General features: G+C 53.6%; 14 protein-coding genes. 7 read left to right on the top strand and 7 right to left on the bottom strand.

Translation table 11 applies throughout. The features are described from left to right. Window positions 1–22: 22 nt before the first annotated feature. A complete protein-coding gene (locus tag IT895_RS14105; RefSeq protein WP_199283845.1) occupies window positions 23–1,288 on the bottom strand; it encodes a dicarboxylate/amino acid:cation symporter in 1,266 nt (421 codons plus the stop codon). A 118-nt stretch (window positions 1,289–1,406) separates the two neighbouring features. On the opposite strand from IT895_RS14105, the gene IT895_RS14110 reads away from it, so the two are divergent. Both IT895_RS14110 and IT895_RS14115 read left to right on the top strand, forming a co-directional pair. Then, entirely contained in the window at window positions 1,407–1,622 is a 216-nt protein-coding gene (locus IT895_RS14110) for a TIGR02450 family Trp-rich protein (protein ID WP_199283846.1), read from the top strand. 221 nt (window positions 1,623–1,843) lie between these two features. After that, the gene (locus IT895_RS14115; RefSeq protein ID WP_027336479.1) at window positions 1,844–2,050 is read left to right on the top strand and encodes a cold-shock protein; all 207 of its coding nucleotides are present in this window, start codon (window positions 1,844–1,846) and stop codon (window positions 2,048–2,050) included. Window positions 2,051–2,144: 94 nt separating this feature from the next. Here the strand turns inward: IT895_RS14115 and IT895_RS14120 are convergent, their stop codons facing one another. Next, a complete protein-coding gene (locus IT895_RS14120) occupies window positions 2,145–3,011 on the bottom strand; it encodes a putative RNA methyltransferase (protein WP_199283847.1) in 867 nt (288 codons plus the stop codon). Window positions 3,012–3,202: 191 nt separating this feature from the next. Here IT895_RS14120 and IT895_RS14125 point away from each other — a divergent pair, with 191 nt between their 5' ends. From IT895_RS14125 to IT895_RS14135, 3 genes are read left to right on the top strand one after another with little or no spacing between them, the layout of a single operon-like run. Next, window positions 3,203–4,207, top strand: coding sequence for an ABC transporter substrate-binding protein (locus IT895_RS14125; RefSeq protein WP_233337258.1), 1,005 nt, complete (start codon window positions 3,203–3,205; stop codon window positions 4,205–4,207). Continuing rightward, window positions 4,201–5,202 carry a FecCD family ABC transporter permease gene (locus IT895_RS14130; RefSeq protein WP_199283848.1) on the top strand — a complete coding sequence of 334 codons (1,002 nt, stop codon included), beginning with the start codon at window positions 4,201–4,203 and terminating at the stop codon, window positions 5,200–5,202. Before IT895_RS14125 ends, IT895_RS14130 begins: the two co-directional genes overlap by 7 nt. Continuing rightward, complete coding sequence (locus IT895_RS14135) at window positions 5,202–6,236, top strand: FecCD family ABC transporter permease (RefSeq protein ID WP_199285494.1); 1,035 nt, start codon at window positions 5,202–5,204, stop codon at window positions 6,234–6,236. Before IT895_RS14130 ends, IT895_RS14135 begins: the two co-directional genes overlap by 1 nt. A gap of 77 nt (window positions 6,237–6,313) precedes the next feature. Here IT895_RS14135 and IT895_RS14140 read toward each other — a convergent pair whose 3' ends face one another. Further along, complete coding sequence (locus tag IT895_RS14140) at window positions 6,314–8,452, bottom strand: TonB-dependent receptor (RefSeq protein WP_199283849.1); 2,139 nt, start codon at window positions 8,450–8,452, stop codon at window positions 6,314–6,316. A 272-nt stretch (window positions 8,453–8,724) separates the two neighbouring features. Between IT895_RS14140 and IT895_RS14145 the strand changes: the two genes are divergently transcribed. Continuing rightward, on the top strand, window positions 8,725–9,552 hold the full coding sequence (locus tag IT895_RS14145) for an ABC transporter ATP-binding protein (RefSeq protein ID WP_442786523.1): 828 nt from the start codon (window positions 8,725–8,727) through the stop codon (window positions 9,550–9,552). A 28-nt stretch (window positions 9,553–9,580) separates the two neighbouring features. Here IT895_RS14145 and IT895_RS14150 read toward each other — a convergent pair whose 3' ends face one another. Then, a complete protein-coding gene (locus tag IT895_RS14150) occupies window positions 9,581–11,683 on the bottom strand; it encodes a TonB-dependent siderophore receptor (RefSeq protein ID WP_233337259.1) in 2,103 nt (700 codons plus the stop codon). Window positions 11,684–12,167: 484 nt separating this feature from the next. On the opposite strand from IT895_RS14150, the gene IT895_RS14155 reads away from it, so the two are divergent. After that, window positions 12,168–12,368 carry a hypothetical protein gene (locus tag IT895_RS14155; protein WP_199283851.1) on the top strand — a complete coding sequence of 67 codons (201 nt, stop codon included), beginning with the start codon at window positions 12,168–12,170 and terminating at the stop codon, window positions 12,366–12,368. A gap of 255 nt (window positions 12,369–12,623) precedes the next feature. Here IT895_RS14155 and IT895_RS14160 read toward each other — a convergent pair whose 3' ends face one another. From IT895_RS14160 to IT895_RS14170, 3 genes are all read right to left on the bottom strand, one after another. Next, window positions 12,624–13,424, bottom strand: coding sequence for a hypothetical protein (locus tag IT895_RS14160; RefSeq protein ID WP_199283852.1), 801 nt, complete (start codon window positions 13,422–13,424; stop codon window positions 12,624–12,626). A 26-nt stretch (window positions 13,425–13,450) separates the two neighbouring features. Next, the gene (locus IT895_RS19645) at window positions 13,451–13,729 is read right to left on the bottom strand and encodes a DUF2726 domain-containing protein (protein ID WP_199285496.1); all 279 of its coding nucleotides are present in this window, start codon (window positions 13,727–13,729) and stop codon (window positions 13,451–13,453) included. A 939-nt stretch (window positions 13,730–14,668) separates the two neighbouring features. Beyond that, window positions 14,669–17,047, bottom strand: coding sequence for an SIR2 family protein (locus IT895_RS14170; protein WP_199283853.1), 2,379 nt, complete (start codon window positions 17,045–17,047; stop codon window positions 14,669–14,671). Window positions 17,048–17,216 lie beyond the last annotated feature (169 nt).

Raw genomic sequence — 17,216 nt, forward strand, 5'->3', positions numbered from 1 at the left:
TCATCTAGCGTGGTTTTCCAAGCTACCCCTTTGCCGCCGCTGCTGTCGCTTCGTCAGCCGGTTCTTCACTTAACGACTCGCCTTCGCTACGCGCAATAACGGAGGTGCCGACCAGGTCGCCCGTGACGTTGAGCGCCGTACACCCCATGCCGACCAGGGCATCGATAGCGGTCAAAAGCGCAACGGTTTCAATCGGCAGCCCCACCTGGGCAAATACAGTGGCAATCATGATGATGCCTGCACCCGGTACCCCGGCCGTGCCAATCGACACCAGGGTACCGATCAGCACAATCTGCACCATGCTGATAAAGTCCAGCGGCGCGCCGATCACATTGGCGGCAAAGACCGCCGAGATGGCGATACGAATTGCCGCGCCATCCATGTTCAAGGTAGCCCCCAACGGCAGGCTGAAACCATAAATACTTTTGGAAATTCCCAAGCGACGGGCGGCATTGACCGTAATGGGTAAGGTGCCGGAACTACTCTGGGTGGCAAACGCCGTGAGCATCGGCGTGCGCGCTTCGCGGAAGAAAGCGCGCAGTTTTACCCCGAACAGGCTCATGATGCCGCAGTAGATCAACAGATGCGCTGCCAGCGCGATGTAGAGCACAACGACCATATCGCCCAATGACAGCAGCGTTTCCAGGCCCTGGCGGCTCACCGTTTCGGCAACAATCGCAAAGACGCCGATGGGGACGTAATGCAAGACCCCCGACATGACTTTCAAGGTGACCTCGTTCAGCGACTCGATCACCTCATACAGCCGCTCGCCCATGGCATGCTGGCGCGCTGACTGGCGCATTTTCAGCAGCGCGATGCCGAATACCAGCGCCGTAAAGATGATCCCCAGCATATTGAGCTCGGAAAAGGCGCCGATAATATTGTTCGGTACGATATTGAGCAGCGTATCGACAACGCCCGGATTGTCCGGCACCGAGAAACTGGCATCGTCATCCAGCGTCATGCCGCTGCCTGGGCTGAACAGCGTCGCAACGCTCAAACCCACCATAATCGCCAGTGCCGACGACGCCAGGTAATAGCCGAGCACCTTGCCGCCGATTCGGCCCGCGCTGCCCTCCCGGGACTGGTTCACACCCACCATCAGGGTAAACAGCACAATGGGCACAATCAGGAACGTCAGCAGCCGCAGGAGCAGATCGCCCAGTGGCGCCAGCCAGGCAGCCACTGTTTCTCCACCCACAAGCCCGACCACGACACCCAGCACCAGCGCGATGGTGACGCGTAAAATCAACGACGCCTGAGAATAGGCTTTCCATATGCGATTCATTGGATGTCCTTTACAGGATTGAATATGTTCGCAATGCTAACATTATAAGCACGCTCATTATTATATCAGTGTGGCATAGCGATATTTGCCCTGAATACGTCGGTAACCTGGAGCACGAATGAACACGATCAATCCGAGCAAGCTGCACCATAGCAAATGGACGGCGGTTCAGCCGCGTAACAAAGAAAAGCACTTCATGGTTACCCAGTTGATCCGGGATGAGGATGAGAACGTCGTGGACGTTGTCGTCGAAGCGATCTATTCCCACCGGGAAACGCTCATGCCGTGGCAGCACTTGAGAGATGACAGCGTGTGGAAAATGGGCTGGCAATAACCAATAAGCGCCATGGGGTTTAGAAAAATAAAACCTGAAAGGTTTTGACACCCAAAACGATCCATGGCACTGTGTCGTCAGTGGTTAGCAAGCAGCATGGTTTCAGAAGTGTACGATCTATTTCGGCAGCCTGACATTGTATTCCTTGTTTCACCCGCTACTTAAATCTGGGTAATACCAGGAACTTAATTAAGGCGCTTTTGCGCGAAAGGATCTACATCATGGCAACTGGCACAGTTAAATGGTTTAACGACACTAAAGGCTTCGGTTTCATCGCTCCTTCTGACGGTGGCGACGATCTCTTTGCCCACTTCTCCGAGATTCAAGCCGACGGCTTCAAATCTCTGCAAGAAGGCGCTAGCGTCTCTTTTGACGTTACCCAAGGCAAGAAAGGCCTACAAGCTTCAAACATCAAGCAAACTTCCTAACATCCGTTAGCAGTTTGCCCGAACCTTCCGAGGTTTGGATAACAAGGCCCGCTTAGGCGGGCCTTGTTGCGTCTGGCATCAATGAAAATCGCCTTTAAAGGCGCTCCCACCGCACCAAGCGCACGTCTACCGTCAAGGTTATCTCCCCAAGTGCAGCGGCCTTCTTGCGGCTTTCAGTGGTGGCACGGTAAAAATGCGGCGTCATCACCAGCAAATCAGCAATCGTCTCTGCATCGTCAAGCGCAATGGTATAGCGCACCGTCTCTGAACCCAGCGACGCGAAACCCGCTGGCGGTTCAGCATCACTTGCCCGCTCCGGTTTTAACGTCGGGTAGATAATATCGCGCAATTCACGCAGATGATCCGACCCCGCCTCCACCTGTAGCAGCAGGCCGCCTGGTTTGAGTACCCGCGCGAACTCGTCAAAGACCGGAAAACCAAACATGCAAAGCACACCATCGAGCGCCCCGCTCTGAACCGGCAGGTTGGCATTGCTGCCCACCACCCAGCGGCTGTGCGGTTGCTGTTTATTATCCTGCTTGGCCGCCGCCTGCACGGCCCATTTGGAAATATCCAGCCCCATTAACGCCAACGACGTCTGGCTCGCCGCCGCATCGGCTAACTCCCGAAGGTAATAGCCCTCACCGCAGCCGGCATCCAGGCAACTGAACAACGTATCGCGGGATACCCTCTGTTTTGCGTGGTCGAATACTGCCCGGCTCACCGCTTCGGCAATCGGCTGATAGTGGCCCGCCTCCAGAAACCGACGCCGCGCAGCCACCATCGCCTTGCTATCGCCAGGATCGCTGGAGCGCTTTTGCTGAACCGGCAGCAGGTTCACATGACCTTGCTTGGCAATGTCGAAGCTATGCCCCGCCGGGCAGCACCATGCGCTATCTGACGGTGTCAGTGGCTTACCGTCTAACGGGCAGGCCAGCGCCTGAAAAGGGGATGTGTTCATGCCAATAATGCCTTATAGAGAAAGCGAACCAGGCGCAGCATGGTACCGCATCGCTTCAAGAAAGATAGCGGGCAGTGAAGCAGAAACCCTCAATTGATAACGATTTGCATTAGACTCTGCATCATGCCATCATTCGTAGCTTTCTCTCCCCGCATGGGCTCCTTGAAAACCGCGGCCATCAGGAAGCTGGAATGACGCGCCATCCGCCAAACCGTTACATTCCGCTATGGCTGCTCGGCATGCTATTGCTCGGCGTTAATATCTGCGCCGCGCAGGGCCTTCAAAACGCCCAACCAAGCGTTGATGATACTGACGCGCCCCTGCCTTCTGCGCCACAACGCATTGTCACCCTTTACCAAGGCGCGACTGACAGCGCCGTGGCGCTCGGCACCACCCCGGTCGGCGTTGTCGAGTCCTGGCTGGAAAAACCCATGTACCGCTACCTGCGCGATGCCCTTTCCGATGTCGACTACGTGGGCCTGGAAACCCAGCCCAATCTGGAGAAAATTGCCTGGCTTGATCCGGACCTTATCGTCGCTACCCGTTTTCGTCATGAGCGGGTGCTTCCGATACTCGAGAAAACGGCACCCACCGTCGTGGCTGGCCCGGTGTTCGATTTCAAAGCAAGCCTTTCACTGATCGCCGATGCCACCGGCCGGGAAAACCGTGCCCGCCGCTTACTCGGCGAATGGGATCAGCGAGTGGCGGATTTTCGCCATAAAATGCGTCGTTCGGGCCTGGCCTGGCCTCAAAAGGCCGCCGTGGCACGTTTCAAGAGTGACCACCTGCGCCTTTATTCGTCGGGGTTTGCCGGCTCGATTTTAAGCGAGCTGGGCTTTCAACAGCCTGACGCACTCAAGGCCCAGGGCTGGGGAATGAAGCTGACCAGCGAGGAAAACATTCCCGTCATCAACGCCGACGTCATTTTTGTGATACTGGAGCCCGACGACCCGGCCATCATGGATAACTACCGCCACTGGACGTCACACCCCCTATGGCAGCGACTGGACGCGGTACAAAACGACCGTGTGTTTGAAGTCGATACGGTGAACTGGATCATGGGCGGCGGCATTCTGGCCGCCAATGCGATGCTGGATGATCTTTATACCCATTACGACCTTACGCCTTCGCCATCTCAATCGGCGCGCTCATGCCGCGCACGTCTGAACGGCAACATGGAGCCCGCTCGATGCTGAGCGGGCAAGCTGCCAAAGTCGCGGGGCTATGCACGGGCGGGATACTCATGCTAACCAGCTTTATCGCCAGCATCATGTCGGGCCCTACCGATATACCGCCAGCCGCCTTGTTGACCTCTCTGAGTGACTACGACCCAACGCAGGTGGCCCATATTGTCCTGCGCACCGAACGCTTGCCCCGCGCGGTGATCGCCGCCCTGGTGGGGGCAAGTTTAGCCATTGCCGGGGCGCTGATGCAGACCCTGACACGCAATCCTTTGGCCTCCCCCGGCATTCTGGGGATTAACGCCGGGGCGATGTTTTTTGTCGTCGTCGCCGTCTCGTTACTACCGCTGCATACGCCTGCGAGCTATGTTTGGGCAGCATTATTGGGCGCCCTGGTTGCTGCCGGATTGGTGGTCGTCCTCAGCCGCGGCCGTCAGGGGGAACTTCCCCCGCTACGTGTATTGCTTGCGGGCGTGGCCGTTACCGCCATGTTTGTGTCGTTCAGCCAGGGGCTATTGATACTCGACCAGCAAAGCTTCGAAAGCGTCTTGTATTGGCTGGCCGGTTCCGTCGCGGGCCGGGAACTTTCACTGGTGGCGCCCCTGCTCCCGCTGTTCGGCTTTGCCCTGTTGCTGTGTGGTTTGCTGGTAAGACACGCCAACGCCCTCATGCTGGGAGACGACATGGTCGCGGGGCTCGGGATGCGGGCAGGCACCATCAAGCTGTTACTTGGCCTGGTAGTGATTCTGCTGGCGGGAAGCTCGGTGGCACTGGCGGGCATGATCGGCTTTGTGGGGTTGATCGTGCCGCACATGGCGCGCGGCCTGTTTGGCGTCGACCACCGCTGGCTAGTACCCGCCTGCGCACTAATGGGGGCGAGTTTGCTGCTGTTGGCCGATATCGCATCGCGCGTTTTGATGCCGCCTCAGGAGATTCCCGTCGGCGTGATGACCGCCCTGATTGGCACGCCCTTCTTTATCTATCTGGCGCGGCGACAGCAGGCCCAATGATGACCTCTTCCAGTGTTTTGAAACAGCAACACAACCTGACGAGTGATCGTTTTTGGGCCATCACCGGGCTGCTTGCGCTGCTTCTGGTCGTCAATATGGGGATATCGCTCAGCCTCGGCAGTTTTCCGACACCGTTTGCAAACGTACTGCACGCACTCGTTTCACCGCAAAAAAGCGATATTACGTTTATTATCTGGGAGCTGCGTTTGCCGCGTATCGTGCTGGCCGTTTTGGTGGGTGCCGCGCTGGCGATTGCTGGCGCGATTCTTCAGGGCATTGTGCGCAACCCGCTCGCCTCGCCTGATGTTATCGGCATAACGAGTGGTGCCTCGCTGGCAGCGGTCGTGTTTCTGAGCCTGTTAAGTACCTATCTAGGCAGCCAATGGCTCCCGCTTGCTGCCTTGAGCGGCGCGTTTTGTGCCGCGTTGCTAGTGTTCTTTCTGGCCTGGAAAGGCGGCGTTAGCCCTTCGCGGATGGTGCTGGTGGGCATCGGGCTTTCCGCCGCCATGGGCGCAGCGACGACGCTGTTGATCGTGATCAGCGATGACGCGGCCGCCATGGTGGCCTATGTATGGCTCACTGGTAGCCTTTATGCCACCCAGTGGCAGGATGTAGCGGGCATGCTGCCCTGGTTGCTGGTTGCGGTTCCGCTATGCCTTGGCTACGCACGGCAGCTCGATACCATGGCACTGGGTGATTTAGTCGCCCAAGGACTCGGGATAAACCTGCTCAGAAGCCGCCTGGTACTGATGGCCTGTAGCGTGGCGCTGGCAGGCGCTGCCGTCGCCTTTGCGGGCGGCTTGAGCTTTGTGGGCTTGATGGCCCCTCATATAGCCGCCAAGCTGGTGGGCCGTCACTTTGTCAGGTTGGTACCGGCATCCGGCTTGATCGGGGCATTGATCGTGCTCAACGCCGACCTGCTAGGCCGAGTGGCCTTTTTACCCAGTGACCTGCCAGCGGGCATTTTCGTTTCCGGTATCGGCGCGCCCTTTTTCGTTTACTTGCTGTATAGAACACGCCGACGCCGTTATTAAGACAACCATTCGTGAATAAAAAAACGGCACCCATGGGGTGCCGCCAATCAGCTTGCTAGTTAAGAAGGCGTTCGCGTTTAGAAATCCAATTGATAGCCCAGCGTGAGGGTGCGCCCGCGGCCGGTGAAGTAATACTCGTCGCTGACACGGGCCGACTGTGAGTAATAGGTGAGGTAGTCTTCATCGGTGGCATTTTCAACGCCGACGGACATGCGTCCCGCGGGCAGTCGATACGTCAGCGAGGCATCCACTAACCCATAGCCGTCAAAATCAAGTTTCGGGTCATCGACGCTCCGATCGAAGTAGTAACGGCTCTGCAAGCGAGTCGACACTTTATCGTTCCAGGTAGCGCTCCAGCCCAGCTTGAGCGTATCCGGTGCGATATTGATACCGGTCAGCTCGGTCTCCACACGGCCATCACCGTCCTGATCCGACTCACCTTCGGCGTGGGTGTAGGAAAGCGACAGGTCATGATTGTCCGTTACCTGCATATCGCCGGTAATCTCGACACCCTGAATCTCGGTTTTCTCGCGATTGCCTACCCAGGTGCCGTTTTCCTCCGTAAGACGCTGACCGAAGTCCGCGTTCGACTGGTAGTAACTGACCTCCAAGCCGTAGCGGTCCCAGTCGAATCGCGCGCCCACCTCGCGGTTATCGGTCACGATAGGCTGAAGCTGGATCAGATCATCAACGTTCTGCCCCGGCGTGCTGATACCACGAAGCACCCTGCCCACGTCGGGCATACCAAACCCTTCGGAGTAGTTGGCGTAAAGCTGGGCCCAGTCGGTGGCCTGATAAACCAGACCTGCGTTGAACAGCGTCTCGTCAAAGCTGGGCTTACCGCCCTCAACGGTCACGTTATCCTGGGTGACATTGTCGCGATCGATACTTTGATAGGTATCCACCTCAAGATCAGCATGCTCGTGGCGAACCCCAGCGTGCAGGGTGAGCGACTTGGCCAGTTCAAACTCGCCCTGGAGGAAAGGCGCAATATTATCGAATTGGCTTTCCGGCACGTAGGTACGCCCGGTTTCCACCAGCATCTGGCGCGTCTCGTCGCGGAGGATATCCAGTCCCGCGGTCAGTCCCAGCCGATCCCCCAGCAAGCCATCGCGGTTGACGGTGAACTTGGCCCCCACCTTGTCGGACTCAGTGCGCGTTTGGTCGTACTGGGTGTCACCGGCGCTATCCAGGTAAGGGAAGTAAGGGGTTGTGGCAAAGCGGGCGCGGAAGCGCTGATGATAAACCTGTGCATCGACCTCGTTGCCAAACCAGTCCGCGTGGGCGTAGGAAAGCCGCGCCGTGGTGACCTCATTGAAGCCAGGCTCACCATCACGCGTGCCCTTGATCGCCGTCGTGGGAACACCCGCATCGCGATCACCTGGCTTCGGCACGTAATCGTTGCTTTCTTCCAGATCAAAATGGTTGAGCGACAGCTCAAGGTTCTGATTGTCGTCTATCCAGTACCCCAGTTTGCCGAATAGATCGTAGCTTTCAGAGTTCTGCAGCTCGCCGGGATAGGCAATACCGACAATGTCGTCGTTGCCATCGTAAAAGACGCCCCGCTCCTGGCGGGTGGCAGCAGCGACGAAATCCCAGTCACCCTGCTGGCCGCTTATGCGGTAGTCCAGCTTATGACCGATGCCGTCGGACTCGAAGTCGTCGTCCGTCGTCAGGCTGACGCCCGCATGTTGACTTATTCCTCCACCTTCGGCGCGCCGGGTAACAAAGTTAATCAGCCCGCCAGTGGCGCCCAGGCCGTGTTCCGCGCTAGCGCCGTGAATCACCTCAATGCGCTCGACCATCGACAAGTCAATGGTGTAACTATCACGCGAGCTGTCGCGCAACGGGTTGGACTGCGGCACACCGTCGACCAGAAAAGCCGCATCACGGCCACGAAAGGTCTCACCTGCATTAGACAGTTTTTGGCGACTGGGGGAGTAAGACGGAATCAGGTTGCTAAGCACCTGGCCAGGGTCACTGCTGATGGCCATCTGCTGCTCAATCTGTTCCCGGCTAATCACCGTGACTTTTTGCGGCGTTTGGCCCGCCTCGCTCTTGCTCCGGGTTGCGGTGACGACCATGGGTTGGCTTTCGTCCGCAGTGCTTATCGCAGTGCCGGTGGAAGAAGCCTGCTGAGCGTAAACGTGACTGGCAGCCACCAAACCGATAAACGAAACGGTCGGCCAAAGCACGTGATGCTTATTGACGTACATCTTCTTCTTATCCCCTTTTTTTGCCTGAAGAACCCTTGCTAATACAACTCAACACTAAATGAGAATAGTTATATTATGCATATAAGAAGGCATTGGGTCTACCAAGCAGCTATAAGCAATTCGGCATCATGCAATGGCTTTAGCCGACGATTTTTACTACTAACCCGCTCAAAAGGGCATTAAAAAAGAAGTAACCGCTAACTTACAACATTGATAATATTGAAAATGAGAATTTTTTGTCTTACGGTGCAGGCTGTTTTGATAACCCGTGAATGCCCATGCCACTCGCATCAGCCCCGCATGCTCGATTAACCGGCGAAGCCCTTTACGCTGGCTATGACACCAAACGCGTACTCAATGGCGTGGATATCGCCATAGCAGAAGGAAAACTGACCGCCCTGCTGGGCCCCAACGGAAGCGGTAAATCAACCCTGCTGAAGACACTCGCCCGAACGCTGACACCCAGCGCCGGGCAGGTATATCTGGATGGAAAAGACATTCATCGCCGCAATACCCGCGACGTGGCAAGGCAACTGGGCATCCTTCCTCAAGGCCCCATTGCCCCGGAAGGGCTGAGCGTGCGGCAGCTGGTCACCATGGGACGTTTTCCGCATCAAAGCCTATGGCAAAAAGACGCCCAGCAGGATGCCCGCGCGGTTAACGACGCCATGGCTTATACCCACGTAACGGAATTTGCCGAACGTAACGTTGATGCGCTTTCCGGCGGCCAACGCCAGCGCTGCTGGATCGCCATGGTACTGGCGCAACAGACCGACCTCTTGCTGCTTGATGAGCCCACCACCTTTCTTGACCTGAAAGTTCAGGTTGACCTGTTGGAGCTACTTTCACGCCTGGCTCATGAAAAAGGCCGCACCCTGCTACTGGTCCTCCACGACCTGAATCTGGCAGCGGCCTACGCCGACCACCTGGTGATGATGCGAGACGGTCAGATCGTCACCAGCGGCGCGCCCAGCGAGGTCTTTACCGCCGCTAACCTCAAGCGTGTTTTTGATCTGGACGCCCAGGTGATCCAGGACCCGGAAACTGGGCGGCCGGTTTGCGTACCGCGCCCAGCAGCGCATAAAAAACCCGGCGGTTAAGCCGGGTTTATAGCGACGCATCAAAGGTTTACCAATTGTACTTCAAGCTGCCCACTACGCTACGCGAGGCCCCGTAGTAGCAGTAGAAATCACAACCGCTGACATACTTTTCATCGGTGAGGTTGTTGACGTTCAACTGCGCTGTCCAGCTATCGTTAATGTCGTAGCTGGCCATGGCATCGACCAAAGTAGCCGACGGCACGTCGCGATCAATGCCACTACCGGGACTAGGCGAGGTTTCCCCCATATAGCGCACGCCGCTGCCAACCGACAATCCGGATAGATCACCGTCAAAGTCGTAATCCAGCCACGCTGACGCCATGTGATAAGGCACAAACGGCGCACGCTCATCCTGCTGCGACTCGCTCGCATCGTAGAGAGCATCGGTATAAGTGTACGACGCTGTCAGCTTCAGGTTATCCGTCAGATAGCCGACACCTTCGACTTCCACACCCTGCGAACGACGCTCGCCTACCTGCTCCTGCGCCCCACTACCGGTGGAGATCAATGTCTTGTCTTCTTCCAAATCAAACGCCGCAACAGTCAAGTAACCATCAAAGTTTAGAGGGGTGAATTTTATCCCCGCCTCCATTTGACGCCCTTCCTGTGGCTCATAAGCCCCGTTTGGCCCAACGCCTGCTACAGGCGTGAACGATTCGCTGTAGCTGAGATAAGGTGAAACGCCATTGTCACCCAAGTACATTGCCCCAGCAGTGAGCGAGAGTTGCTCTTCATCATAGGCTTCGCTCGAACGACCGCTACTATTGCGGGCATCATCACTGCCATCAATGCTATCATAACGCGCGCCCGCCAGGAATATCCACTTATCCGCCACGCGTAGCTGATCCTGAACATACACACCGAACTGACGACTTTCCAAATCGTGCTGAGTGGCGTCTGTTTGATCCGGTGCAGTAAAGGCGCTGTAATCCGGATCAAAGGTATCAACGGTGTCTATGCCGAAGAGATCTTTGTCAGCATAATTCAGATTTAGCTCCTGATAACCGGCGCCAAGCAAAAGCGTATTTTCGGTGTTATCACTGTAAGTACGCGCAATGAACCGATTGTCGATGTTAAAAGCATCATAATCACCATCACGATCGATCACGCCACGCGAGGCCGTGCGTGTACTGGCTGGAAAGGGATAAACAGTACGCAACTCCAGATCCAGATGACTATAGCGGGCGTTCTGCTGGAACTCCCAGGTATCGTTGATCTGGTGTTCCAGCTCATAACCCAACGAGGTCTGCTGCTGATCCAGTCTGTCGTAATCCGGCTGGCCCAGGTTGGTGTCGCGATCGATTTTACCAAAAGGCGTATCATTCAATGTGCCATAGGCTGGGAAAAAGCCCGTCGTCGGAACGCCTTCGTCTTTCTGAACACTGGCAAGGAACGTCACAGTTGTATCTTCAGAGAAATCTACCGCCAAACTAGGCGCGAAGTAGTAACGCTCTTTCTCGCTACCATCCAGCTCGCCTTCGCCATCGCGGTAAAGCCCTACCATGCGATAGCGCATGTCATCACGCTCGCCTACGGGGCCCGAGACATCAATGCCCACCTGTCGGTGATCCTGATTGCCCGCTTCAATTTCGAGCGTGCCCCGTGCTTCATCAGTAGGACGTTTGCTGATGGCATTGATAACGCCACCGGGAGGAGCCTCGCCGTAAAGAATTGAGGCTGGACCTTTAAGCAGATCAACACGCTCAACCCCAAAGGGTTCATTCATCCACCAAAAATAGCCGCCGGTGCGAAACAGGCGAAGGCCATCCTGGTAGGTTGAGTTTTCGGCACTAAAACCCCGCAGGAAGAACCAATCAGTGTTGTTGTCGTCGCCGTAAGGCTGTGACACCACACCGGAGCGGTACTGAAAGGTTTCGTCGTATTTGTTAACCGCGCGGGTTTCCAGTTCTTCGGCACCAACCGTCGACATCGCTCGCGGCGTCTCGACTTCGGGCGTATCCACCTTCAACGCCGTGGCGGTAACAACCGTGGTGCCGGTATCCACTGACTCTTCCTGAGCCAGGGCAGCGAGCGGCGCAAAACTCAGCACGCTGCCGAGTGATAGGGTAAGTGAACGTCGCATAGCAACAGGGAGCAGACGTCGCGGGAATGGGTGAGTTTTCTGGAGCATGAAGAGGACCTTGGGATGTGTAGGAAGCGTATAATTATAGTAAGACGAATGATACGAATTTTTATTACGCTTCACAATGGCAGCCCAGCTGCATTCCTGCTTATGGTTTCAACGCTTCATGGGAGAGGTTTGTTAGAAGCTGCTCGCACTCGTAGGGACAGTTGAACTCACCTTTGTCGACGTGCTGTTGCAGCCCACCCGTGGCCATTAACCACGTCAACTTCACGAATCGATAGATTTCGGTTTGATCAGGTCGCGGCGCAATCACGGTGCTTGAACGCCCTGGCCTGATTGCTGCCGCCTGTGAGTGCTATGCCCAAGACCGCGTGCTGTACGGCAAGATGTTGCATCGTAAAGGCTGCCAGAACGAAATCAGCTTCAACAGCAGCCTGCTCAGGGAAATGCGCGGCATCGATTTCGTCGCCCTGCTATCTGCCAGGGCAAGCTCTCCGCCGACGAATACCCCCAGCTACGGGTACACGTGGTGGAAAACCAGGCCGAACTGATACCGCTGGGTACCTCCTCCAAGATGAACGTCGAATGGCAGTTTCTCACCAAGCTACGCGACCTCGGCCGCAAGACGGTCTCCCACTGGCTGGATAAAAACTTCGATACCATCGGAGAACGCTCGAGTGTCGATCTACGCCAGATTTTTCAGGGGATTGGGGCGCAGCATCAGGGGTAAGAGTAAGAAGTATTTCGCCTTGTCTTGTGCAACGATCGGGCCTTATTACTTAGCGCTACACGAGCGTAGGATCACGTCGGAAGACTAACGATAAGGTGGAATCTGCAAACCAAGGAATTATGAGCCGCTTGTGAAGCGTGCCAATAATCAGCTTTATTTGTATTTTCAGTCAATTAATTAAACCAACACGGCCTTTTCCATTCACTTACAGCTATTTAAGTGGACAATTTTTTGGTCAAAATAATTATATATCATTCAAGCCAACTGCTTATAACCTTCTGAAACAAGATAACCTAAACACAAAAAAACAATCACATACACATAAACAAGAACGCCTCGCTTTCTCATCACTACACGCTTACTTCTTTCAACTCTTAAGTCAATCAAACTTTTTCTAAGTCCTTTCTTACCGCTCTCAATATTATCTAATACGCCATCTTCCATGTCTAAAAGATCTTGCTTAGCATACAAGTCATTCATTTTTCCATACACATGCAAAGAATTATTTATAAACGCTGCATAGGACTTAATTAAGCTTAAACAAGAAAGATCATTATTGTCACAAACAACTTTACACATATCGACCAAATCCATTACTTCCATGCCTTTTGAAAGGCAAGAAACGTGGTTATGCACATATAGCTCTTTGCTTTCAAAATGTTTTTTTGTGTACAACTCCCACTCTTTTAGGTTATCATTAAACTCTTCTTTATCTCGTTCTTCTGCTTCATCATTTTTTATTAAATCAGCCATATCATCAAGCTCAAATTTCTTTAATCTCACATCCTCCAGCTCCATCAACTTTAAAGCCAGGCTCAAAGAATATTTATCTACACTTTCTAAGTAAAGCCACGCAGTTCGCTTTAACTCCTCTATAATATTTTCGTTATTATTATTTTCTTCCGTAACAAAAATAGACATGTAACTTAAAAGCCCTGCAATTGCCGCAACTGATAATAATGTAATATTTTCAGCATCAACATTAAATATAAATGCTAACAACGCACCAAAACCAAAGCCCAAAAAACCAATAAGTACAAAACCTTTATTTTCCATCAGCAACACCTAATTTTTTACTTTAATTATATAAGCATACTTTTCAAATTAAGAGCAACATCTTCACAAAAATCATTCAAAATGCTCCTTGTATGACTATGATAGTCGACCTCTATCGCACAGTGGATGCGAAAATCTTTCTTGTGAAACAGAAGGTAATCAAAGTGCCATTGTGATATCTGCCTAAACAATGCTGGATATTTTCTTATTTTCAAAAAAAATCGTTTCACATTTTGCTTAATAACACCTGCCACTCGCACTTGAGCAAAAACATAGTATTCAGCTCCATATATCTTCTCAAGTATTTTATAAAACTACCTTTCAGTTCGTGTCATCAAAAAAAATATTGCTCCATATGCGTTATTTTTTTCAAGCAGTGCAGAAGACAGCGACTCTTTATCACCTTTTAATCTCGTCTTCCTATCATTCTTATTATTTAAAATAAACTTTAATCCACACACCACAATCAAGTCTAATAAAAAAGGCCATGATTCCTTTAACAAAAACCCCATTATTCCCAACACTTCAAGCCCCCCCTTTACCCATAGCGCTCTCTTCCCTGGAACCATTTATCAAAAACTCTTTTTGCTAGTTGGTATCCGTTCCCATTTCCAAATGAATTGATTATATAAGGAAATTTCACCATCAGCCTGATTTTCGATTATTATTTTAACTTTACTTCATGCTTGTAGCTAAAAACAACCTCTCGCGCTGGGAATTGACAGTGACCACCTATTCAGAGCAGACGAGTCGCATCGGGTAAATGACAGACATGCCAAAGAGATCGACAGGTGACCTAGCCTGCGATTTTGGTGAGCGCAATGATGGGATAGAAAGAAATGGTGGGCCCAGTAGGACTTGAACCTACGACCAAGGGATTATGAGTCCCTTACTAAAATCAAAAGATTAATCAAATCAAGAGTAAACGAGCGAAAAATGCGGAAGGTAAAAGTATTTCTGTGACAGTAGGTTAGCGCAATTTTGCGAAGCTGGCCGGAACGGGTGAGTGTACTGCTACTGTACCGATGACGAGTAATCTCACCCAAACTCAAGCGCCATGTGGACCTCAACGTCTGTTGAATCTGGGTGGCCTGAATATCTAGAGCCGATTGTATGATTCCCAAGAAATCCTGATTTTTCCTCTCCATTCGAGCTTGATAGTCTCCTCAATGTTGCGGCAGCTATTGGAGAGAGCAACAGGGCGAAGCCATAGCAAAACTCGGAGATCAGCGGGTGCGCATTGGCTAACGTTGGTCAACGAACATCGCGGCGGCGGCCTCGACGTTCTTACGAACTGCCTCAGAACCCGCTGTTGCCTTAAAATCGTCCGGCAACAAAGCGAGAGACTTCGCCACCTTTAGAAGCCAGAACTGCAAGGCGGTCCGTTCGCCAGCTGCCAAATCACCGAGCCGCGCCGCTACAAACGGCTGGACGTTATCGAGTACCTTCACGGCGAAGGACCGGTGGCTCCCGTCATCGAGCATGGCGTCGATCCTCTCAATCCCACGAAGAACAGCATCGATGTTGAACACCGCCTGGCCCGTGCTCTGTTTAGTCGCGCGCAACAATGCGATGCGAAAAGCCTGAGTATCGATCTGGTAGGTATGGAAGCCTTGAAGGTGTTCGGCCTTCCGGTACGCATTGGCTATAAATTCATCGGCCGTATCGAGCCGAGGCTTTTCGGCCATCGCGATCGCGTACTGAAGCCAGAAGAGCGGCTCACCGTTCACCCGCTCGTCGTAACGAAGACGTTCATAGATGCTGGCGATGACCGTATCCGGGTCTCCCTTGCCGCGCAGAGTTCTCCGCAAGCTCGAATAAGCAATCATGTTCGACATAAGAATCCGATAAGGTCGCTCCCTTCGTCGCTGAGATGCGGCCAGCGTCACCTCAACGACCGCGTCGGCGATCTCCTCTGCCGCAATGAACTCTGCAATCACGAACGAGGAAAAGACAGATGAACGGGCCCTAAAGCCGTCAGCTGACGTCTCGAAAATTTCATGTGAAAGATCCTCCAGCGGCTTGAGCGCCATAAATGGATCCTCGCCGACTACGGTTCTCACGAAGGAGGCGCCGACAGAGACCTGATGAGTAGCGATCAACATAGTCATGGTCAAAATTCGCCTGGTAGCTCTCTTTTCGAAGAGAGGTGCCAAGGCTTCCTTAACACGTTCACGGACTGCGGCATTTTTAAAAACGTTAAGCAAAAGGTCACGAAGGTCGCCCCGGTGATCTTCAGCAGGTGCATCGAGCCCCGCACTCTCGCACAATTGGCTAAAAGCAGTCATTTCGGGGCGTGTAAGCCTGTTAAGACTCACTCTGTCAAATGGCTTAGGCAGCAGTTGGACGAACTCGTGAAAACGAACCTCGAATGTCCCCGTCCGAACCTCCACCACTAGTTTAGCTTTTGGAAGCGCCTCGCGAAGGCCGCGCAAACTATCTTGCGCGGCCGAATATTGGTCTACGAACACGACCACACGATCTTCCTCGGCCAGCGCCGTGACCTCGCGCGGCAGGTCCGGATGGCCGAGTTGGAGCTGTAGACAGGTCCAACCTCTCGATGAAAGCTCGAACGCAAGCAGATGAAGAAAGATCGTCTTGCCGTTACCTAGGCGACCATCAACAACGAGCGATGCCTTGCTCTCAATGGCCTCTGCCGCTGCGCGTACCGAATCCGCTCTCGCAATCGCGTACTCCTGACCAGGTTGCGAACGGGCAAGGCGACCAGGGTCAAAATCTCCGTAAACTAGAAGATCGAAAACCTCTGTAGCAGTCGGGCGAGCGACTGCCTTCTTGTCACGCAAAGGTGACATCGAGCGGAAGGACCGCAGATTATCGAGTGAGGGAGCGGCTGAGCGTGGGACGCGTGTGAGCATCTCGGCGAAGCCGTCGGTTCCTATGAACATAGTACGCCCGAACTGCTTAGTACGACGCAGGAACGTATCGTCGACGGTTGGCCCTTGAATGAAGACGGTTCGCTCGGCAAGCTTAGGGTTGGCCAACAGCAGGCCGGCGATATGATAATCCGCGAGACTGTAGCCAACGATATACAGGGTACTTGCGAAAGCCACATCGCGCTGAAACTGGTCGTACCAGAGCGAGCGCACGACATACTGGTTCACGTAAGATCCTTCACCGAGAACGATGCTCTTCATCACATTATCAGGTGTTATCAGTCGGATACTTCCATGGAGGTGCACTACTGCTCCGTGAGGCAACTTGTTCGGAACCGGCTCCGAGATATCGTAGGCATTCGGCGGCACTTTCTTTTTTAACCGATGCAACTCAACCGCGTCGTCGTAGTTAGTCGAGTAGATGCGTCGCCACGGCTCGTTGAGCACAGCCGTCTGCCCAGAGGTTAGCTCGGTCAGCCGAAAAATCCTGTAGAGTTCATCTCGAAGCTTCTCGGGGTCATTCTCGGCGAATTCCTCGCTAAGGACTTGCAGATCGTAGTCCGTATCCGCTGGGAGTTTGAGTTGCTCGATAAAGTGACGTCGCAGCCCCTTGCCGTTTGGCGGGGTACCGTTCCCGATATTGGTCGCGCCAAGACTAAACCCAGATCCTAGGAGGAGAACCGAGGACTCGGGATCGAACTCTCCAATTTCATCAATAACATGCGCCATTCTTACTCCATTGTACGAGACGGTGTGGCAAGTGGTGGACAACTGAAAGCTTCTAGGGCGCCCTGAGTTCTTAGGCTGCCAGTCGGTAACAACCAACCTCGCTCCTTTCTGATCCGATTAGCTTATTTAGGTGAACGCCTGGATTATCCGTAACCAGCCGTTCACAACA

The sequence above is a fragment of the Halomonas sp. A40-4 genome, from assembly GCF_015767635.1.
Taxonomy (GTDB): Bacteria; Pseudomonadota; Gammaproteobacteria; order Pseudomonadales; family Halomonadaceae; genus Vreelandella; species Vreelandella janggokensis.